Genomic DNA, 22718 nt, shown 5'->3' on the forward strand with positions numbered 1-22718 from the left:
CAAACCATGATCAACTTCTTTAGAAAACTCCGTCAAAAAATATTATCTGAAAACGTTTCCACCTTTCAGCCCGATAAATTTGTTAAGTATTTGATCTATGCTATCGGAGAAATTTTGCTGGTCGTCATCGGAATATTGATAGCACTTTATATCAATACCAGCCGTGAGGATTTTCTAAAAGACCAATACACCAAAAGTGTATTCGAGCAAATCCACAAGGATCTTCAAAATGACCGGGTAAAGCTGGTACTTGATATTGAGAATATCGAAACTACCAATCGATTTATTCTCGATATGCTGGGAAATAAAATTCCAGATTCCTTTTATGCCAGCATCGATGCAATTACATATGATGACCCCAAAATCAGACCCATCCGGAGTTTATGTACTGACTTTGTAGCTTTTCTCCCGAACACCAAAGGATACGATTTACTCAAACTGCTAAATAATAGGGATTTGGTTAATGACTCATTAACCAATGACATCATCAGCTATTATTCACAGTTGGGAACTGTTCTTCCAGAATACAACAAAGTTACCGTGGAGGTCTCCAAAAGAAACATTCAAGAATATAAGCAATACGATTGGTTTGAAAACTGGGCAATTGGCACGTATGACCCAGATTTTATTGAATATCTCAAGGAAAATAAAGACAACAAAAAGCGGATGGCTGAATTTTATTCCTACACTTCTGTCAACGAAACCTATTGGAAAGACCTAAAGCGAAACACTGATGAATTAATCAACAGGATCGAGAGAAAATTAAAAACTCCCTGAAGAATGCTAATCCATTAGAATAATACAGAAAAATGACCCCTATCCAGTCTGGATTTAATCATTTCAATGGCATGTGTAGAAGAAATTTTTAACTCAACCTAGTTTAGTTTTTAGCGTCAAAGGTCTAACTCTACATAAATTTGCACTAGGCACAAAATCTCCTTTTATACGCTGGAGAAACGGTCAAAAAAAACTCATACGCAATTATAGGCCACTTCCCCCTACCTTTTTGCTACTAAAGTCGGGGAAAAAGCTAAGTAATCTTAAGTAAATTTAGAAGAATAATCTATCCTTAAAAAGATAATTTTGCTAAACGACGAATGGATATTTTAACAAAAAACAAAGGTTTACTTTTAAAAAAAACTATCAACAAATAATTCTTAAAACTATCAAAGCGAAATCAAATCATCTCCTTTTCAAGTAATTAACACCAATTCCAAACAAAAACTTACTGGTCTATGGAGATTTGGCTAGAATATTCTATCAGTTCCAATTTTTGGAATAATTATTAAAACACTTGAAATATGAAGAAATTTATAAGTAAAAGCTCCATTCTTGCAATACTCTTTATTGCATTTTTAATCAGCAGCTTTCAACATAAAATTAATGCCCAAACACAAAGTACTCGTATAGAATATGACCTTGTCATTCTAAATGGCCGGGTCATGGATCCTGAAACCATGTTTGACGATGTCGCCAATGTGGGAATTAAGGAAGGGAAAATCATCACCATCACCAAATCCCCAATAGAAGGAAAAGAGACCATTGATGCCAAAGGGCATGTGGTAGCACCCGGTTTTATAGATACCCACTATCATGCCACAGACCTCTTTGCAAGCAAGATGGCACTCAGAGATGGTGTCACTACCGGTATGGACCTTGAAGCGGGTTCGTTTAATGTAAAGGATTGGTACGCCGAGAAAGAAAAAACTGGATGGCAAGTAAACTATGGTACTTCTGCAAGTTTATTATTTAACAGAATGGCTGTTCATGATCCTGATGCGGAACTTAGTGAACCGGTAGATTTTTCTGTAATTCCTACCTACGCAGCGAAAGCTATGAAAGATGGTGTCCAAGGCTGGGCAGAAACCAATTCCACTATCGAGGAAATGAATAAAGTGATGGCTTTAATGGATGAAGATCTGCGACAAGGAGCCATTGGTGTTGCTGTGCCCGGAGCATATATGGCCAAGGGAATGACCAGCTACGAACTTTTTGCAGCACAACGGGCCGGTGCTAACTATGGCCGTCTTACATCCGTTCATACCAGGTATCATCTTATATCAGAAACACCTACCGAAGCTCCTATAGCCTTCGACGAGGTGTTTACCAATGCAATGTTGTTAGACGCTCCCCTATTGATGGCCCATAACAATGATTATGGCTGGTGGGAAATTGAAGAAAAATTGCAATTGGCAAGAGAAAAAGGAATGAATATGTGGTCCGAATATTATCCCTATGCGGCCGGATCAACAGCGATCACAGCAGCTTTCCTAAGCCCTTCTGAATGGGTAAAAAAGCGTGGTTATAAATACGAAGAAACCATTTACGACCCTGTTGATGATCAATACCTTACCAACGAAACGTATGCCGCACTGATGAAAAAAGATCCCGGAAGATCGGTTGTGGTTGAATTTCCTTATCGAAAAGCCTGGATGAATCACTGGTTGGCAATTCCTCACATGACTATAGCGAGTGATGCGATGGCAGGCGTTGGCGCAGACGGTACTTTATTGCCATGGGATGCGGATTGGTCTGAATATAGAGGACATCCCAGAACTTCTGGCTCACGCGGTGCTGCATTCCGAATGGCCCGTGAACAGGGTGTACCATTGATGTTCACTATTGCGCAAGCGAGTTATTGGTCGGCCAAACATTTAGGAGATGCGGGGCTTGAAGCCATGAAGGAGCGTGGTCGCATTCAGGTTGGAAAAATTGCAGATATCACCATTTTTGATCCTTTTTCTATTACTGATAATTCAAGCTTCAAAGTAGGTGAACATGGAACACCTACTACAGGTATTCCTTATGTAATTGTAAATGGTGTTATCGTCGTAAAAAACAGTGAAGTATTGCCTGTAAAGCCAGGACAGGAAATTCGTTTCCCTGTAGAAGCTAAAGGAAGATTTGTTCCAATTGTTCAAGAAAAATGGCTAAATCAGCATACGATTGGTTTAAATCCAGAGCTTGTGGAGATGCATTTAGATGATGACTCTGGTGCTGGAAAAACGCTGAAGAAAAAAAACTAAAACGAGACTTATAAAATGAAAAAAACACTTTTAGCCCTCTTTATTTCGGCACTTATTTTCAGCAGCTGTAATCAGACAAGCACTGAAAAAGGGGCTGACCCCAATCAGGAATTTGACGTAGTTATTTTAAATGGGCGCGTCATGGATCCAGAAACCAATTTTGACGGTATTAGAAATGTGGGTATCAAAGATGGTAAAATAGCCATCATTACCGAAAGTGACCTAAAAGGTAAAGAAACCATTGATGCTACCAATCATGTGGTGGCGCCTGGTTTTATTGAAGGCCATCAACACGCAACAGATCAATTTAGCCGTAAGGTCAATTTACGTGATGGCTTGACCACCCAGATGGATTTTGAATCTGGAGCGGGAGATATTCAAAAATGGTATGCAGACGCCGAGGGAAAAACTCAAAGTAATTACGGGATGGTAGTTTTGGCTACTCTAGGTCGTGTAGCCGTTTTAGATGGTCCTGAAATAGCGGCTTTAGGCAATGATATGGGAGGCTTATTCTCTCACACCGTTCGAGCAGCAGCGGTAAAAGCACAACAAGAGGGTCGTAAACCAGGGTGGTCATCTACGCTTCCTAATAAGGAAGAAATGACAAAAATAATGGCTTATGTCGATGAGGGTCTTCGTCAAGGGGCTTTAGGCATAGGCGTTCCTGTTGGATATATGACTAAAGGTGTCACCCAATATGAATTGTATAAATATCAAGAATTAGCTGCAAAATATGGTCGTGTAACCAATGGACATGTGCGCTTTGCGGGTGTGAGGCCGCCAACAGAAGGGCAGTTGGGTGTTCAGGAAATGCTGGCCAATGCGTTGGTTTTGGACGCACCTTTCATGGCTTCACACCTTAACAGCAATATGGACTGGGAATACACTATTCCAATGATTAATGATGCAAGAGAAAATAGAGGTGCCAAGGTATGGGGTGAGGTGTATCCGTATGCTGCAGGTTCTACTATTGCTTCTGCAGATCTTCTAACTGAAGCTAGTATGGCGCAAATGGGGATTACCTATTCGAGTGTTTCTAACCTTGATGGTTCTCGTTGGGATAAAGCAATGTATGAAGATGTGAGAAAAAATGACCCTGGAAGAGCTATTGTTATTTACAATAACCCTATTGAAGATATTGCTAAATGGATTGCTCAACCTGGTATTGTAATCGTTTCTGATGGTATGGCTATTCAAGATGAGAATCTGGAATATTATGATTGGGAGGAGCCTTATGAAGGAAAATCTGTTCACCCTCGGAGCGCCGGTACAAGAGCAAAAGTACTTAGAATGGTTCGTGAAGATAAAATTATGCCGTTGATGGAAGCTATTTCTAAAATGAGTTATTTACATGCCAAGTATTTTGAAGAGTTGGCAGGTATTCCTCATTTTAAATATAAAGGTCGTATTCAAGAGGGTATGGATGCAGATATTGTAGTTTTCAATCCTGAAACAGTTAGAGATAATTCCACTTATGAGGTTGGAATGGGGGCCATTCCTTCGACAGGCATTCCCTATGTTTTGGTAAATGGGGTAATAGTTGTTAAAGATTCTGAAGTCCTAAAGGTTTTTCCAGGAAAGCCAATTCGATTCCCTGTTCAAGAAAAAGGGAAACTAGATGAAATAGAAATTGAACCAAGGGTGTTTGATCCAAATCAATCCAAGTAATATATTTGTTAATATGAAAAAAACACTTTTAACCCTCTTTATTTCTGCACTTATTTTCAGCAGTTGTAATGAGACAAGCACTGAAAAAGGGGCTGACCCCAATCAGGAATTTGACATAGTCATCCTTAATGGCCGCGTCATGGATCCTGAAACTAATTTTGATGCCGTACGAAATGTGGGTATCAAAGACGGTATAATCTCATTAATTACCGAAGATGAAATTAAAGGTAAAGAAACCATTGATGCCAAAGACCATGTGGTAGCACCTGGATTTATCGATGGTCATCAGCATACTATTGAGCCCTATATCTATCGTATCATGTTGCGTGATGGGCGTACAACTCTTTTAGATTTAGAGGTTGGAGGATTCGGTCCAGAAATTGACAAATTTTATGAACAAAGAGAAGGCAACGCTCCGGTCAATTACGGAGTAGCCGTTGCCCATGAATTGGCTCGTGGTGCCGTGCTAGATGAATTCAAAGATTGGAAACGATATTACACTTTGGATGCAGCTGGTGTACGATCCGGAAAAGAAGGATGGTCAAAGACCCGTCCAAATCTGGAGCAAGCCAATGAAATTCTCAAAATAATGGATGAAGGATTGCGTAAAGGAGGCTTAGGAATAGGTTCAACCGTTGGGTATATGCGAGAAGGGGTTTCCTCCAGAGAAATTTTTGAGCTTCAAAAACTTGCCGGAGCCTACGGTCGTCAAATAGGTATGCATTTTAGATTGACACCCGGATCAGATGTACAAGAAACCTTGGGTATTCAGGAAATGCTCGCTAATGCTTCGGCATTAGGCACCCCGGCCATTGCACTTCATTTTAATAATCCTGGTTATAACTTGGTATATGAACTATTGCTTAGAATGCAAGAAAAGGGCGAAAATGTATGGGGAGAAATATATCCGTATGCTGCAGGCTCAACAGCCTTAAATGCAGTCTTCTTGGAGCCAGAGGTTTGGGTAAAAACACTTGGCAATAAATATGAAGAAACGCTACAGGATGTTGAAACTGGAGAATTTTACACTCAAGAATCACGAGAAGAAATGTTAAAGAAAGAGCCAACCCGTTTAGTCCTTGTTTATAAAAGCAAAGAAGAATGGATAGTGAATTGGATGAAAATGAAAGGAGTGGCAATTGGTAGCGATGGTATGCCTTTCATACCAGATGATGGACTTACTTGGGAAACTCCCTACGAAGACTTTCCTAATACTCATCCAAGGCAAGCTGGTTCTTTCGCCAAAGTTTTACGATTAGCAAGAGAAAATAATATTCCTTTGATGCAGGCTGTTTCCATGACCAGTTATAACTACGCAAATCCTTTAGGCAAAATGGGTCTTAAAGCCATGCAAGTGAGAGGAAGATTACAAGAGGGTATGGTAGCTGATATTACCATTTTTAATCCTGAGACCGTAACTGATAACTCTACTTATGCCAAAGGTACCCTTCCATCAACAGGGATCCCCCATGTAATAGTAAATGGCATCATTGTAATGAGAGATTCAGAACCTATAAAACGCTTTGATGCGGGTCAACCCATTCGTTTTGAGGTTGAAGAAAAAGGACATTTTGAACCCTTATCTGTCGAAAATTGGGAAAAAGCTTTCTATGCCTCGCCTGCTGATTTCAGTGGGGCTGGCTTAAAATGATGCACCTTCAATAATTAAAGGAGTCCTATTCATGAGTCGTGTGTGGATTATTCTTTTATTATATGCACTGTCTTGATTACTTAGGTATTTACAGTAACCTTTAAAGAATAAAGTAAAATTTGAAAAAAAGACTGGGAGATGACTCCCAGTCTTTTTTTTAGTTCAGCGTAAATCTATTTTTTTCCAGAAAAACTTAGATTTTAAACAAAATGATGAATCGATAGTTAGAATTTAAGTTCTAAATTCACCCCCACTCCAAAAGCAGTGTTGGTTTAGACCCTAATTTTAAAACAACGTCTCTTTAAAATCATATTTTCGCCATTAAAATTTGAATTATTCCATTAAACCTTACTTCTGACACTTTTTCATTGTTCAAAAGTTTGATGTTTTCTTTTAATTTATTTTAAATTGAAATTCAATAATTGTGTATTGATTCATGCTTAACACTAAACTGAATAGACCAACTTTATCTAATGATCTTTTACATAGAACATATTTAGTAGAAAAGTTAGAAAAAAGTAGTCATTTGCCTCTGATCCTACTATCTGCTCCGGCTGGTTATGGAAAAAGCGTGCTGGTAAGTCAATGGCTCAATTACTACCAAAAAGATTATTCCTGGCTTTCTTTGGATGAAAGCATGAATGATACTTCTATTTTCATTTCCTATTTGATTGATACTTTAGAGCGGTCTGGAGATTCAAAAAAGATTCAAAAGATTTTTAAAAATAAACAAGAAATTTACTTCCTAACTTGGGATGCAATCATTAACAGAATCATCAATTCAGTTAACGAAATTCAGGAAAATTTAAGGTTAGTTCTGGATGATTATCACCTGATCAAAAATCTAGAAATCCACCAGTTAGTAAAAGCGTTAATCAAAGAGAATTTAGATAATTTACAGGTAGTTATTATCACCCGCTGGGATCCTCCATTTCAGTTGAAAGAACTAAGATTATATAATAGAATGTTGGAGCTCAGGATGCGAGAACTCAGATTTGAGAAATCTGAGATTTATCAGTTCTTATCTTCCGCTAAAGACATTAGATTTAGTGATTCTGAGATTGATTTATTTTTAGAAAATACTGAGGGTTGGATCTTGGCGATCAGAATGTATTTAATGGCAAAATCCTTTTCCAATTCTAATAATGAAAAGGAACTATTAAATCAGGATCTAGATCGCTTAATGTTTCATATTAGTGAAAATATTGACCAGAAATTTTTTAAGACAATGCAACTTTGTTCGCTCTTTGATCAATTTGACAAAGAGCTGATCAACGCAGTTTGTAGGTGTGCTTATCCTGATTCCTGTTCAGCTGAAACCTTCCTTTCCAAACTGATCGAATTGAACTTTTTCTTAATCCCCATAAGAGGTGCACATGAAAAATTCAGATTCCATCATTTGATTGGCAATATTTTAAAAAGACAGTTGGAAGGGACTGAACCTGCTTTAGTCAACTCAATTTACAATGACATGAGTGTATGGTTTTCAGATAATGGTTTTGCGGATGAAGCAATTCAATACTCAATCCAGGCTAAAAACTATACATTAACCTGCAAACTGATTAAAACCCATAGGGAAGTCTTTTTGGAAAAAGGAGAATGGTGGGTTTTACAACGCTGGATAAAAAACATCCCCCGGCAAATTCGCAATGCCCATATTGATATCTTGCTCACCGAATTAATTATATGTGAGGAAACATGGAACCTTGTTGACTTTTCTTCTATTCTGGAAGTGTTAGATGCACTTGGGATTGAGAATTCAAATCCGAAGAATCTTTCACAATATCTTCATCATTTGGGTTACTATTTCACCTTTGTCAGCCCAAATCCAAAAAAAGCAGCAGAATCGCTCGAACGATCTATTTCATTGTGCCATGATGAAAGTTACATGTTAAGCGGACGCAGTGAATTGATATTGGCCTGTAGTAAACAGATGCAAGGCTTAACTATCTTGGCATTGAAGTCTCTTGAAGATTTTCAAGGAAAATCAGAGCCTTTCTCAAAAACACATATTCGCGCTGTACATGGTAAAGTGTTTATTCACATACTTTCTGGAAATTTTGAGTCAGCAATTAATGAAGCAAAAAGGTTGCAGTTTCTTGTTCAAGATACCGGTTTACGATCACTAGAAGGTTGGAGTTTTTATTTTCAAGGCAATGTTGCTTTTCAATGTTACAATGAGCCTGAAGCTATGAGCGAATTAAAAGGAGCTGTAAAATTTAAGGGTTTATTTAATTTGAGGACCTATTTTGATGCACTGGCGGGCTTAATTATCTTAAGCTCTCTGAAAGGGAACGAAAAGGCTACTGAGTCATTTTTATTGGAAATGAGCCAAATGGCCATTAACATGATTGATCCTAAGTTTCAATACTACTTCGATTCCGTAAAAGCTAGATTAAGCTGGCATCATGGTCAAGGGGAAAAAGAGTTAGACTGGGCATTGCAAGATTGGGTAAAAGTACGCACAGGTAATTATTTATTTTTAATAGATGTTCCTGAACTAACAAAACTTCGAATCATAGTAAGTCACGGATCCATTCAATTGGTAACAGAAGCAATTGAGGTAATTGAAACTCTTGAAACCTCGCTAAATGAAATTTATAACAAGTACCACATTGTTGACATAACGCTATTGAAAGCGATAGCAGAGTATCGTATAGGTAATGCGGAGTCTGCAGAAAAGTTTTTGGAAAAAGCCTTATTACTTGCAGAAAGCGCTGAAATATCAAGACCCATATTTGAAGTGTACCAAGTTATGCCTGAATTATTTAATCTCGTCAATACTTCAAGCAAATCCTACCATGCACTTGTACGATTAGGCTTAATAAAATCCACAGCAAAGTATAATCCAGAAAATTTGAATTTAAAAGAATTGACAATACGTGAACAAGAAATCGTGAAGCTAATCGCTATTGGACTCAGAAATAAAGAGATAGCAGACCAACTACATATTTCTACGGTAACCGTGAAAAGTCACTTGACTAATATTTATCGAAAGCTTGACGTCTATAATCGAACCTCAATGCTTCGAATAATTCAAAATCAATAAATAGTATCTTCTATAACCCAAGAATCAATTCAGGCTTAACTTGGAGTAAAAATTCAATACTCTAATGATTACATCTCAGTTATCCCAGCTAAAGGGATCGTGTTTTGCCATTATTTTTAAATATTTTTTTAAAAAATTCATTAAACAATTAGGCACCATAATTTAATTCCCGAAAACACCTATAATGGAACTTTCGACGGATCGTCATCTGGAACAAAGCTGGAAATAGATGTAGTCATTTTCACCCCTATAGTTAAAAAAGTCACTCATCGAATAAAACATCTAGGGTGATTTGAATAGTTAATCCAGAATTTTTTAGCTAAAAAATCTCAGATCATCTATTTATAAAATCTGAGTTTAAAGAATTAGGTTACCCTTCTTCATTTTTCAATGATAACACTTGATTTTGAAAAGTAGAGCTAAACATTTTCTTAAGGAAAATCATTCAAGCCTATTTTTTACTATTCAATACACGAAACAGCATTGTTTTCATGGGTATAATCAATGTAATCCTACCTTTTTGCGACTTAAGTTGTAGGAATAGTCAAAACATCACTTTGTAAATTGAATGAATGATAAGGGACGAAATACTTGATTTTTGGAATATTTTGCCTGATAAATCCTCTGTTTATCAAATCAAGATTTCAGGTAAGGTCACATCGACACTTTTAGCCATTGTTGATGATATACAAATTCAACGACAACCTGGAAAAGATGAAATTAATCTTATCGGTTGCTTTCCGGATCAATCAGCTCTTCTGGGACTTCTTAATGCTCTGAATGAAATTCGTTACGAAATACTATCAGTTCGAATTTTAGATACTGACTAACAGACAGTTAAATAATATAACACATTGCTTATCAAAAATTACTGGCTACTTCATTACCAACAATCCGCATATTGGAATACTTGCAATCACCACTTGGATAGGTATCGGTTTCGCAATCGCGGCATGGTGAATATCGCCATCCGGGTAAAGCTAAAATCTTTTAAATAGCAAGTTCTATGAAATTAAAACAGCAGATCAACTACATGAAAAGATCATTCGTTTTCGCCATTATTTACATGCTTAGCCTAGGGCTTTTTGCTCAGGAACAAGCCAAGCAAATCACCTTGTTTACCAATGTTCAAGTCTTTGACGGAAGATCAGATCAACTACTCAAAGCGGATGTTTTGGTAGAAGGTAACCTGATCAAACAAATATCTAAAGGGCCGTTGATGGTGATGCAAACCGATAATGTAACCATTATTGATGGCGGTGGACGCACGCTAATGCCGGGACTTACCGATACGCACGTACATCTTTCTTACACCACTATAGATCAAATGAGCATGATAACGGGGCATGCTAGTTATGGTTATGTGCGTGCAACAGTAGATGCTGAAGATATGCTCATGCGTGGGGTCACTAGCGTCAGAGATATGGGGGGCAGCGTTTTTGGCCTAAAGAGAGCTATTGATGAAGGTCTTATTCCGGGTCCGAGAATTTACCCATCCGGTGCATTGATTTCTCAAACTGCCGGACACTTTGACTTCCGTTTTGGCAACGAGAATCCAATGCTGTATGGCGGCGGGCTTCCAGATTGGCAATATCAAGGTCATGCTTATCTGGCAGATGGCGTAGATCAAGTGCTCACAGCGGTTCGTGAAAACCTAAAAAGGGGTGCTTCTCAAATCAAAATAGCAGCAGGAGGTGGCTATGCTTCGCCAGCAGACCCATTATTGGGTAATCAATATACATTCGATGAAATTAAGGCAGCTGTACAAACCGCAGGAGATTGGGGAACCTATGTAACTGTTCATTCCTATCACCCTTCTGCCATCAATCGTGCTATTGATGCGGGGATTAAAGATGTTGGTCATGGACAACTTCTTGATAAGGCAACCTTGGAGCGTATGGCTAAAGAAGGCGTATTCCTGAGCACTCAGCCTTTTACGGTCTGTAACGAACCACAATTGGATGATTTTTCAAATGCCAAACTTGCCATAGTCTGTGAAGGTACAGAGCGCGTTTATAAAATGATTAAAGATATACCTACTCTTAAAGTTACTTATGGAACAGATATGTTCTTTCTTCCTCGAGAGGAAGCAGCCAAGCAAATACAGCAGATGGAACGTCTCTCGGCTTGGTTTAAGCCGGTGGAAATCCTTCGCATGGCCACAAGTACTGCTGGAGAATTATTTGCGTTGAGCGGAGAAATGCGAAATCCTTATCAAGAGGGCACTCTGGGAACGGTTTCAGAGGGTGGGTACGCTGATCTTCTTTTGGTCGAGGGAAATCCACTTGAAGATCTTGGTGCTGTAACCAATACTGATAACATCAAAATGATCATGAAAGACGGAAAGTTTTACAAGAACACGCTTCAATAACGAATTCAAGAGCTGGCATTCAGAAAATACCCATTAAATGAGACTTCTGTCTGAGTGACATCGGTAACCTAAAAATTAGAATTAAGAATTAAGAATTAAAAAAGAAATCAAATGGAAGAATCAAATGCAAGGAAAACAAAAGCTACAGATGTGGTTTATGATGTTGTCTTAACTAATGGTCGGGTAATCGATGCCGAAACCTATACCGACGGTATATTTAATGTTGGAGTAATCGGTGACAAAATTGCGGCAATTTCGACTGAGCCATTGAAGGGCAAGGAGGTTGTGGATGCGACTGGGAAAATAGTATGTCCCGGTTTTATTGATCTACATGCACATTCTCAAAATATTGGCAGCAATCGTATTCAAGCCTTTGATGGTTTGACTACAGCATTGGACTTAGAGTCTGGTGTATTACCAGTAAGCGAATTTTACGATAAATGCGCTAAAGAAGGGCGACCCATAAACTATGGAGCTTCTTCCGCTTGGGGTGGAGCACGAATTGTAACTTTTAGCCCACAAAAAGCTGTCAACGGAAAGCCCGTTCCTTCAGTCGAATGGTTTTTAGAATCTTTTGATGCCACCGAATGGGTTATGGCAGTTGCTGAAGGCGAAACCCTACAAAAGATCCTTGACATGACGGAAGAAGGCCTGAAAGAAGGAGGTATTGGCGTTGGTGTGCCATGGGGTTATGCGCCAGGTGCAGGGATGAAAGAACTATTAGGAATTTGGAAACTTGCCAAGAAATATAATGTGCCTACCTATACGCATATCCAAAACCTTTCGATGGTTGATCCTAATAGTGGCACAAAAAATATTGTGGAAATGATAGGTCTTGCGGCAAGTACCGGTGCTAAAACACACATTTGTCACCTTAATAGTGTGAGTTTACGAGATATTCCTTCCATTAGTCAATTGATAAAAACAGCACAATCTGCCGGAATACCAATTACTACTGAGGCCTATTCTTATGGAGCTGGAAACGGTCCAATAGGAGCTCACGAATTTGATCCGGAAGATGTTCAAGAGCGACTTGAAATTGATTGGAGTGATCTTACTGCTGTTAAAACCATGAAAGACTTCCAAACAAAAGAAGAAGTCGTTAAAGCCAGAAAAGAAGACCCTAACTTATCTACGATAATTCATTATTTGAGAGAAGATGACAATGCACATGACGCTTCTTTACTTGATATGTCGGTTCTATTTCCAGGCGGTGCAGTGGTTACAGATGGTCTGCCGTACACTACTACGGATGGAAAATTCTTCCATTCTGATGAATGGCCGTTACCAGAAGGTTTAAGCAACCACCCAAGGGCTGCAGGAAACTATTGCCGCTTTTTAAGGAAATGGGTGCGTGAACGTGGCGTAATCAGCTGGATGGATGCCATGCGATATACGTCTTTGAACGCTGCCAAGATTCTTGAAGATTCTATACCAGAAATGAAAAATAAGGCAAGAATACAAGTTGGTGCCGATGCCGATATCTTGGTTTTTGATCCTGAAACTGTTTCTGAACAGGCTGATTTCCGTAATCCTGCAAGGTTATCTAAAGGGATGCATCATGTGATTATTAATGGTACATTTTTAATTAGAGATGAAGAGTTAGATACCAATGCTTTACCTGGTAGGCCTATACGTGCTAAAATAACTGCTTAAGTAAACTCTTTAATGATAGCCTCCAAAAATATGAATACCAAAACTCCAATCCCGGTCACCATTTTAGCCGGGTTTTTGGGTGCGGGCAAAACCACACTTTTAAACCATATTCTTACCGAAGAACATGGCAGAAGAGTAGCAGTGATAGTGAATGATTTTGGTGCTATCAACATAGATGCGGACTTGGTTACCGATGTTACCGATGGGGTTATTAGTTTGGCCAATGGGTGCGTTTGCTGTGCCATACGTGCTGATCTGATCACTGCAGTATTAAAATTATCGGATTTAGAAGAGAGGCCTGATCAGATTATTATTGAATCCAGTGGGGTGGCGGACCCTGAGGGTATTTATAGATCCTTTCTACAGCGTGAGATAAGAAATGATGTGTTGGTTGATGGGGTTTTAACGGTGGTAGATGCTGAACAAGTACTGAATATTCCTGAGCAAGAAATGAAACTCGCTAAACTACAAATTGGTGGAGCAGATTTAATTATTCTTAATAAAATTGATTTAGTCAATAAAGAAAAGCTATCCGAAGTAGAAAACTGGATTGGTTCCCTTAATAAACGTGCACAAATTCTTCGTGCTGAAAAATGCAAGTTACCCATAGATGTGTTGTTAGGTGTTGAAGCAGGAAAAGCTTTACATAGAGTTAACCAAACGGAAAAGTTATCACATGATCATAATCATGAAGTTACATTTGAATCCTGGAGTTACGAAAGTACTAGTCCCTTTAAACTTTCACTTTTTAATCAATTATTGACTCATCTTCCTCCTGAACTTTTCAGAGCTAAAGGCTTCATCTATGCGAAGGAGAATCCTACAAAGCGATTGTTGCTGCAAATGGTAGGAAGGCGTACCGTTCTTTCTGAAGAAAGAAACTGGGGGGAAATTACCCCTGCGACTCGACTCGTTTTTATTGCACGAAAAGGAACTTGTAATATCGAAGGCATTAAAAAAGCTCTTGATAAGTGTTTGGATACAAATTAAAAATCAGAACAGAATGAGCAAACAAGACAGAATTAACGACATGCTGAACATGGAGACCCGCATGTCAAAATGGAAACAACCGCAACCACTCGACTTTGTATACGCTGCAACGAGTCGTTACAGCTTTGTGAACTGGCAAACAGGCAACGACGATTCGATATATTATAACTTAAATCTTCCGGCATTTTTCAAAACCCATGTCGTTATGCCTCCGGCTGAAACCAGCATACTGGAAAGGGACTATCATCCTGAACTATTGGACATCACCTTTGACAATCTGGATGGGAGTAAAAATCCAACCCTGGAGGAGTATCTTCATGGGCCAAAACAGGTGCAGGCCATGATAATGGCACACAAAGGAAAAATTGTTTTTGAAACATCACCAGGAATGAGAGAAGGTGCACCACACGTATGGATGTCTGCCTCCAAAACAACGGTAAGTTTAACTGCTACTATGCTATGGGAAGAAGGAAAATTGGATGTTGAAAAACCAATTACGCATTATGTCCCTGATCTTAAAGGTACTGCATGGGATGCCGTTTCAGTGAAGAACGCCCTGAATATGTCTTCAGGATTAGATATTGAAGAAACTTTTGAAAGTTTAACGAACCCTAAATCATTTATTGCCGGTTTTATGACACGGTCTTTTGAAAGTGGACATACCAGCTGGCGTGATTGGGCTAAATCGGCTCAACCAATACCAGGAGAAAAACCGGGAGATCGATTTAGATATTCTTCATGCATTACACTCATTTTAGTAGTAATGGTTGAAAATATCGCTCAAATGCCATGGCATGAGTACTGGGGTCAGCTAGTATGGTCTAAAATAGGTGCTAGAAATCAATTTAGTGTTGCCCTTGCACCAGATGGAACACCTGGAGCTGCAGGACTAAATATAACTACTATTGAAGATATGCTTCGCTACGCCCTGCTGTACACGCCAAGCTGGAACAAAGTGGCTAAGGAACAAGTGATTTCGGACAAGATGTTGAAATTCATTCAGGATTTTGGAAACCCTAAGGCGTATGTAGGCTGCGGAGAGGAAACTATGGGCAAAGGATGGTTTGGAGAAACACCTTATACCAATACCGCCCAGTGGGATCACGCCTTTAAAGATGGGGCTATGTTCAAACACGGCAATATGGGGCAGGGTATCTATGTAGATCCGGCCCGTGATTTTTGTGGATGTTATTTTGGATTAGCTACCAATGACGAATCCATTTCCGGAGTGGATCATTCACCAGGGTATTTAAGAACAGCAGCAAAATTGTTAGCGGGTAATTAAAATTCAATAAAAAATGGAAAATAAGAAACTGACAGACGATGAAAAATGGGCAAAAGCCCAAGCGGATATGGCTGTATTAAGTAAACAGCCTGGTTCTTTTGTTTCAGAAGCTTCAACACCTATTTCAAAATTAAAACAACCACTTTCAAAGGACGACTATTACAAAGTAAGTCAGCGTTTTGGTTTTTGGCCCATGCAACTAGCAGGTGATGATGCAGCTTATTATTACCTGCACATGCCACAATTCATGAATCAGCAAGTTATTATGCCTGCTGACGATGTTGCTAAACTGGAGCGAAATATCGATCCCAGGATTGAAAACCTTACGTTTAAAACAGCTGAAGGTAATCAGACGGAGAAACTAAAAGACTTTTTGTTTGGTAAGTCCAGAAAACAAGCCATCATGATGATGCATAAGGGGAAAGTGGTTTTTGAATCTTTCCCAGGTATGAATCCCAACGATTTACACATTTGGATGTCCGCAGGTAAGACTCCCCTATCTCTGGTGTTTACACAAATTGTTGCTGAAGGAAAAGTTGATATGCAGGAAATGTGCAGCAAATATGTACCCGAACTTCAGGATACCGTATGGGATGAAATTCCGGTGTGGACAGCAGCCACCATGTGTGTGGGACTGGATATTGAAGAAACATTCAAGTCCATATTAATGCCAGGATCGTGGATCAATAATTTTCATAGCACATTTTTAGGCCTGTACAATGTTCCTTATATGAAACAATTGCAAACGGCTAAAAAACTACCAAATGGTGAAAAACCTGGGGGGCCAAGTACGATGCGCTATTCATCAGCAGATACTTTAGTGCTTCAATACATCTGCGAGCAAGTAGAAAACAAACCATTTGGCACTATACTGCAAGAGCGTGTTTGGTCAAAAGTTGGTTTCCGTATGCCAGCCTTCTTATGTCTTGCCCCAGATGGCACAGGGGTAGGTTATGGTATGTTTAGCTCTACGGCAGAAGACATGCTGAAGTTTGCCATGTTATACACGCCAAGTTGGAACAAAGTAGCTAAAGAGCAAATTATTACCGAGGACATGTGGAAGGTTTTCCACGAAACCGGAAAGAATGAAGTTTATAAAGATACGGAAGAACAACATATGGCAACCCAATGGTATGGAGAAGCGCCACCAAAAAATGGAATTCAGTGGGATAATGTATTTGATGATGGTGCCATGTTTAAACACGGAAACAATGGTCAAGGGATTTATGTAGATCCAAAACGTGATTTCTGCGCCATAGGTTTTGGTGTTGCTGCCAATACATCGGGAACAGATTATGCACCTGGCTTTATGAGAACAGCTGCTAAATTATTAGCAGGCGAATAATGCTTAAATGTTTGATTTAAAAATAGGAGAATATGAAAAATCCAAAAGTAATAGAAGATGCTTTAAAAGTTGATGGAGCAAGAGTAACACTACCCGTTAGTGCAGCAATAACAAAAGAAGTTTTTACACCGGAATACGTAGACAAAGCACGTAAAAGCTGGAATAATTTTCACTTCCAAATGGGCGGAGATCATGCTTTATACTACGCCATGCACTTGCAGGAATTCATGTATGCATCTGAATCTGCTCCAAGTATGGAGTATAGACCTCTTGAGCGAAATATCAGACCGGAAATCCGCAATGTTAGACAGCAAACGAGCAAGGGTAATATTACTTTGGAAGAGTACATGAATGATCCCCTATATCGTGCACAGGGTATGATGATGATCCACAAAGGAAAGGTGGTTTATGAAAGCTATCCGGGTATGCGTCCAACAGACCGCCACTTAACTTCCTCTACGGGAAAGATTACCTGTGGACTTGTAATAGCGCAAATGATCAAAGAAGGTAAGATCGATGTCAATAAAAATATTGCTGATTATATTCCTGAATTAAAAAATACGGCTTGGGATGGAGTTACTGTTTATAGTGTGGCAAACATGTGTACAGCTCTGGACAACGAAGAAACCATCGAGCATATTCTACAGCCTGACTCAGCGGTTACACGTTTTCTTGCTGCCTGTGCAGGTACCCCAAGGGCCACAACCGGAAAACTGGAAACCTGGCTAGAGGTGGCTCAGGATCAACAAAAATTACCGGGTAATGAAAAGCAAGGCGAAGTCATGCGTTATGCATCTATCAATACTGCTATACTAACTAAGTTGGCTGAAAACGTAGAAAACAAGACTTGGGGATTGATTTTTGAAGAGCGTGTTTGGTCAAAAGTACATGCAAGAAGATCTGTATTGTTTCCATTGAGTCCAACCGGATTCGCGCTGCCACTTGGCTTTGTTGCTGTTACCCTGGAAGATTATACGCGATTTGCCACGATGTTTACACCAAGCTGGAATGCCGTTTCTTCTGAACGCATAGTTGATGAAGATCTATTGAAAGTTTTCTATGATAATATAGATAAAGATCGTTATGCCAAAGGTGCTAAAATTGAAACATCAAGAATAGACTTCAACGAAGCAGCAACAGGAAATACCTTACAATGGGATTACGTCTGGGAAGATGGTGCGATGGCCAAAAGTGGTAACCTATGTCAAATGATTTATGTAGATCCAAAGCGTGATTTTGCAAGTGTATTCTTCTCAATGACTCCATTTGTAGATGGCTACGGTGAGTTCAAGGCTGGTGCATTTCAACGTGCTGCTGCAAAAATGCTTAACGGAGAATAATAAAAAATAAACGAAAATCTTGGAAGACCAAAAAATTAAATTTTCAATTAAAACCAAAAAACCATGAAAGAAACACAAGCAGTATTTGCAGACAAAAGCATTTCTGAAAAAATTGAAAGAATTTCACAAGGACTAGTTGGTCGCATTGGTGTGGCCGCACAGGATCTTGACTCAGGGCTTAGGGTCACCTTAAATGGCGATGAAACGTTTGTAATGGCAAGTACCTATAAAGTGGCCATTGCAGTCACCGTACTTCGCCAAGTTGATGAAGGAAAGCTTAAACTGACGGATTTAATTGATTGCCCAGCAGAAAAGATGGTTGCAGGACCTAATCCGCTCGTTACTTATTTATTTCATCCCGGGGTTAAGTTATCTGTAGCAAATCTAATTGAGCCGATGATAACGGATAGCGACAATTCAGCAACAGATTTTTTACTTGAATTAGTTGGAGGTCCTGAAGTTGTAACACAGATGTTGCGCAGTCTAGGAATCACAGATTTTCGTGTTGATCGCTATGTATCCGAAATCTTAAGGGACTTTTATGGTTTAGAAGAGAGGCTCTTCCAACCTTTTGCTGAAGTAGCATATGCCAAACACCCAGAAGTCTTATCAAAGCTCGCAGATGTAAACCTTGATTATGAAAAGGACCCGCGTGACCACACCACACCAAATGCTATGTTGCAATTGCTTCTGGCTATCGACAATGGAACGGCCTTAAGTGAAAAAAGTCGAGAATTCCTTTTAAGTGTTATGTCCCGCACCACTACAGGTGTGAAAAGACTACATGGCCTTTTACCAAAAGGAACCCCGGTTGCAGACAAAACAGGAACCATTGGCGGTGTGGCTAATGACGTGGGCTTTATTACATTACCTGATGGAAGACGCTTTGCTATTGCGGTATTCACCAATAGCAGTACAACATCCGAAGCTGATCGAGAAAGAGCTATTGCTGAAGTAGCCCGTTCTTTGTATGACTTTTATTATTTAAAGTCTTAATTTTATTATTTAAAGTCTTAAGTCAAATGCAATTATTAATAGTAAAAAGCGAAAAATCATGAATAAAAGTCAACAAATCAAAATGACAAAAGAAGAGGGCAAAGCGACCTTCGATAGGGTTGTCGCTGAGGCGAAGAAAATCATGGAAGAAATGCACGTTCCGGGAATGGCTCTTGGCGTCATTCATGGAAGCAACTCTTTTAGTACAGGTATTGGAATTACCAAGGTAGGCACAAAAGAGGCCGTTACCCCAGATACGCTTTTCCAGATGTGTTCTGTGTCAAAAACCTTCCTTTCGACGGTGGCCATGCAGCAGTCCGAACAAGGTCTTCTGGATTTAAATGCACGCGTAGTCGAAATCCTGCCGTGGTGGAGGGTCGCAGATGCCGATGCAACGTCAAAAGCACGGGTCGTTGACCTATTTCACCATCGCGCTGGCTGGGATGGTGACCATGGGTTCCTTCCTGTTCCTCCGGGTGGGTCAATCAGCGAGAAGGTCACGCTCCAAGGGGCTTACCTCAAGCAGATCTATCCCTTCGGTCAAACCTGGATGTACAATAACTCCGCCATCACTTTCGCTGGCCATGTGGTGTCGCATGTCGGCGGAAAACCGATTGAGAACTTAGTAGAAGAGCATCTGCTGAAACCGCTGGGAATGGATTCATCATCTTACAACTATGACACCACCCCCCCGGCTGAAAACTACGCATGGGGTCATCCGCCGATCTACGGGGAAGGCAACATCAATGATCTTAAGCCGATCTTTATGCCGTTCCCAATTACATCCGGAGCATCAGGCGGTATACGATCTACGGTTACTGACATGTTGAAGTACGCCCGTTTCCAGTTAGATGGAAAGGACGCTTCCGGGAACCAACTTTTGTCCAAAAAGGCACTGGACTATGCCCATGCTCCTGCAGTCGAAGCTATGGCCGGCGACTTTACCGGACTAACATGGTTCGTCCACGACTACGACGGGGTAATCAGCCCTAACCACGGTGGGACCTGGGTCGGCACGCGTTCCTATCTGCAGCTGATCCCCGATCACGACTTTGCCCTGGTGATTTTGGTCAACAGCGATCGCGGAGCCGAGGCCTACAATAAAGTTGCGGACGTAATGGTCAAAGCCTTCACGAAACTCGAGGCCAAGCATCCGGTCGCAACGGGTGTTGATCCGTCTGTGCTAGACCCCTTCGTAGGCGTTTTCAAGGGCAATTCCCAGAATATCGAGATACGGAAAGAGGGCGACAAATATGTGTTTGTCCAGTTCTCCGCATTGACCAAGGGAAAGGATCCCGCGCCTGCTAATGTGGCCAATACGGCAGAGGGCTGGTTCATCATCACCGAGGGCCCGAACGAGGGAGCCGTTGGCGAATTGCTCGAAGATCCGTCTGGCGCACTCAACTACGTGCGATTCAACCACCGGATCTTTATTCGTGGAGAAGGAGCGGTCGACGAATTCTCACTTGCCGGATCGGTATTCGACAAATAACCTGTTCGGCTTAGGATCTATCAATTCACGCCTGAAAGAAGTCCATGCTCTTGAAGATTTCCCTGGTTTGTGGATCCCATGCTCGATAATTTAGTCATCCTCTTTTTGAGAGGATGACTATTTTTTTTATAATTTGAAAAAAAAAATATGAAACAAAATATGAAACTACTATTTACTGTAGTAATAGCTTCATTACTTGCAGTTCAACCGTCACATGCCCAGAAAAAGCAACCGTCTAAAAAAACAATGACAGAGAAGAAGGGCCAGAAGACCTTTGATGCGGTTCTCGCCGAAACTGCTGAACTGATCAAGGAAATGAAAATCCCGGGGCTTGCTGTCGGGGTCATCCATGGGCCTAACACCTACAGCGCCGGACTCGGTGTCACGAACGTAACTACCGGAGAACCCGTTACCCCCAATACGCAATTTCAAATTGGCTCTGTGACAAAAACCTTCCTTTCTACGGTAGCCATGCAGTTGTCCGAACAGGGCAAACTGGATTTGAACGCGCGTGTCGTCGACATTCTGCCGTGGTGGAGGGTCGCGGATCCCGAGGCAACCTCGAAAGCGCGGGTCGTTGACCTGTTCCACCATCGCGCTGGCTGGTATGGCGACCATGGGTTCCTTCCTGTTCCTCCAGGTGGGTCAATCAGCGAGAAGGTTATGCTCCAAGCGGCTTACGTCCAGCAGATCTATCCGTTCGATCAAACCTGGATGTACAACAACACCAGTATCACCTTCGCTACCCATGTGGTGTCGCATGTCGGCGGAAAGCCGATCGAGACCCTGATCGAAGAGCACTTGCTCGACCCGCTCGGCATGGATTCGTCATCCTTTAATTACGACACTACCCCTCCGGCTGAAAACTACGCATGGGGTCATCCGCCAATCTACGGGGAAGGCAGCATCAGTGATCTAAAGCCGTACTACATTCCAATGATAAGAGAGTCCGCAGCCTCCGGCGGAATCCGGTCTACAGTTACCGACATGCTGAAGTACGCCCGTTTCCAGTTAGATGGAAAGGATGCTTCAGGGAACCAACTAATGTCTAAAGAAGCACTGGACTATGTCCACGCTCCTGCAGTCGAGGCTGAGACCGGCGACTTTACCGGGCTGACATGGTTCGTCCACGACTACGACGGGGTCACCAGCCCCAGCCACGGGGGAAATTGGCCCGGCACACGTTCTTTTCTGCAGCTAATCCCGGATCACGACTTTGCCGTGGTGGTTTTGGTCCACAGCGATCGCGGAGCTGAGGCCTACAAAAAAATTGCGAACGCAATGGTCAAAGCCTTCACGAAAATCGAGGCCAAGTCGCCGGTTGCAGCGGGCGTTGATCCGTCTGTGCTCGACCCCTTCGTTGGCGTCTTCAAGGGCAATTCCCAAAACATCGAGATCCGGAAAGAGGGCGACAAATATGTGTTTGTCCAGTTCTCCGCATTGACCCAAGGAGCGGATCCAGCGCCTGCCAATGTGGCCAACACGGCCGAGGGCTATTTTATCATCACCGAAGGCCCGAACGAGGGAGCCCTTGGCGAATTGCTCAAAGATCCGTCTGGAGAACTCAACTACGTGCGATTCAACCACCGGATCTTCATTCGGGGCGAAGGGGCGGTCGACGAGTTCGATCTCTCCGGGTCAGTATTCGACAAATAACCTGTTCGGCAGAGGATATATCAATTCACGCCTGAAAGAATTTCATGTTCTTGAAGCAGTCTCTTGTTTGTAAATCCCGTGCATTGGGAATATAGCAATCCTGGCCAAGCTAAAATCATTGATTTAAATGACCTACTTAATTAATAATACATATAATGAAAAAATTAATTAAATAAATAGATTATGAATATTA

General features: G+C 40.9%; 15 protein-coding genes. All 15 read left to right on the forward strand.

Annotated elements, in window-relative coordinates; all coding sequences use genetic code 11:
• Positions 1-6 precede the first annotated feature (6 nt).
• The 15 genes from JYB62_RS18660 (at position 7) to JYB62_RS18730 (ending at position 22525) form a co-directional block, all read left to right on the forward strand.
• Entirely contained in the window at positions 7-777 is a 771-nt protein-coding gene (locus JYB62_RS18660) for a hypothetical protein (RefSeq protein ID WP_205646923.1), read from the forward strand.
• Between the two features lie 524 nt (positions 778-1301).
• Positions 1302-3026 carry an amidohydrolase family protein gene (locus JYB62_RS18665; protein ID WP_205646924.1) on the forward strand — a complete coding sequence of 575 codons (1725 nt, stop codon included), beginning with the start codon at positions 1302-1304 and terminating at the stop codon, positions 3024-3026.
• A 15-nt stretch (positions 3027-3041) separates the two neighbouring features.
• Positions 3042-4694, forward strand: a complete 1653-nt coding sequence (locus JYB62_RS18670) for an amidohydrolase family protein (RefSeq protein WP_205646925.1) — start codon at positions 3042-3044, stop codon at positions 4692-4694.
• 13 nt (positions 4695-4707) lie between these two features.
• Positions 4708-6345: an amidohydrolase family protein gene (locus tag JYB62_RS18675; protein WP_205646926.1), complete on the forward strand. Its 1638-nt coding sequence runs from the start codon at positions 4708-4710 to the stop codon at positions 6343-6345.
• A gap of 436 nt (positions 6346-6781) precedes the next feature.
• On the forward strand, positions 6782-9394 hold the full coding sequence (locus JYB62_RS18680; RefSeq protein WP_205646927.1) for a LuxR C-terminal-related transcriptional regulator: 2613 nt from the start codon (positions 6782-6784) through the stop codon (positions 9392-9394).
• Positions 9395-9966: 572 nt separating this feature from the next.
• Complete coding sequence (locus JYB62_RS18685; protein ID WP_205646928.1) at positions 9967-10224, forward strand: hypothetical protein; 258 nt, start codon at positions 9967-9969, stop codon at positions 10222-10224.
• Positions 10225-10400: 176 nt separating this feature from the next.
• The gene (locus tag JYB62_RS18690) at positions 10401-11765 is read left to right on the forward strand and encodes a metal-dependent hydrolase family protein (protein ID WP_205646929.1); all 1365 of its coding nucleotides are present in this window, start codon (positions 10401-10403) and stop codon (positions 11763-11765) included.
• A gap of 111 nt (positions 11766-11876) precedes the next feature.
• Positions 11877-13421, forward strand: a complete 1545-nt coding sequence (locus tag JYB62_RS18695; protein WP_205646930.1) for an amidohydrolase family protein — start codon at positions 11877-11879, stop codon at positions 13419-13421.
• 30 nt (positions 13422-13451) lie between these two features.
• Positions 13452-14411 carry a CobW family GTP-binding protein gene (locus JYB62_RS18700; protein ID WP_205646931.1) on the forward strand — a complete coding sequence of 320 codons (960 nt, stop codon included), beginning with the start codon at positions 13452-13454 and terminating at the stop codon, positions 14409-14411.
• Positions 14412-14424: 13 nt separating this feature from the next.
• On the forward strand, positions 14425-15696 hold the full coding sequence (locus JYB62_RS18705; RefSeq protein ID WP_205646932.1) for a serine hydrolase domain-containing protein: 1272 nt from the start codon (positions 14425-14427) through the stop codon (positions 15694-15696).
• Positions 15697-15709: 13 nt separating this feature from the next.
• Positions 15710-17041, forward strand: a complete 1332-nt coding sequence (locus JYB62_RS18710) for a serine hydrolase domain-containing protein (protein WP_205646933.1) — start codon at positions 15710-15712, stop codon at positions 17039-17041.
• A 179-nt stretch (positions 17042-17220) separates the two neighbouring features.
• Positions 17221-18381, forward strand: a complete 1161-nt coding sequence (locus JYB62_RS18715; RefSeq protein WP_205646934.1) for a serine hydrolase domain-containing protein — start codon at positions 17221-17223, stop codon at positions 18379-18381.
• Between the two features lie 63 nt (positions 18382-18444).
• A complete protein-coding gene (bla, locus tag JYB62_RS18720) occupies positions 18445-19377 on the forward strand; it encodes a class A beta-lactamase (RefSeq protein WP_205646935.1) in 933 nt (310 codons plus the stop codon).
• Between the two features lie 58 nt (positions 19378-19435).
• Positions 19436-20869, forward strand: a complete 1434-nt coding sequence (locus JYB62_RS18725) for a serine hydrolase domain-containing protein (RefSeq protein ID WP_205646936.1) — start codon at positions 19436-19438, stop codon at positions 20867-20869.
• Positions 20870-21016: 147 nt separating this feature from the next.
• Complete coding sequence (locus JYB62_RS18730) at positions 21017-22525, forward strand: serine hydrolase domain-containing protein (RefSeq protein WP_205646937.1); 1509 nt, start codon at positions 21017-21019, stop codon at positions 22523-22525.
• The last annotated feature ends 193 nt before the right edge of the window (positions 22526-22718 follow it).

This window comes from Algoriphagus lutimaris, assembly GCF_017051705.1.
Classification (GTDB): Bacteria; Bacteroidota; Bacteroidia; order Cytophagales; family Cyclobacteriaceae; genus Algoriphagus; species Algoriphagus lutimaris.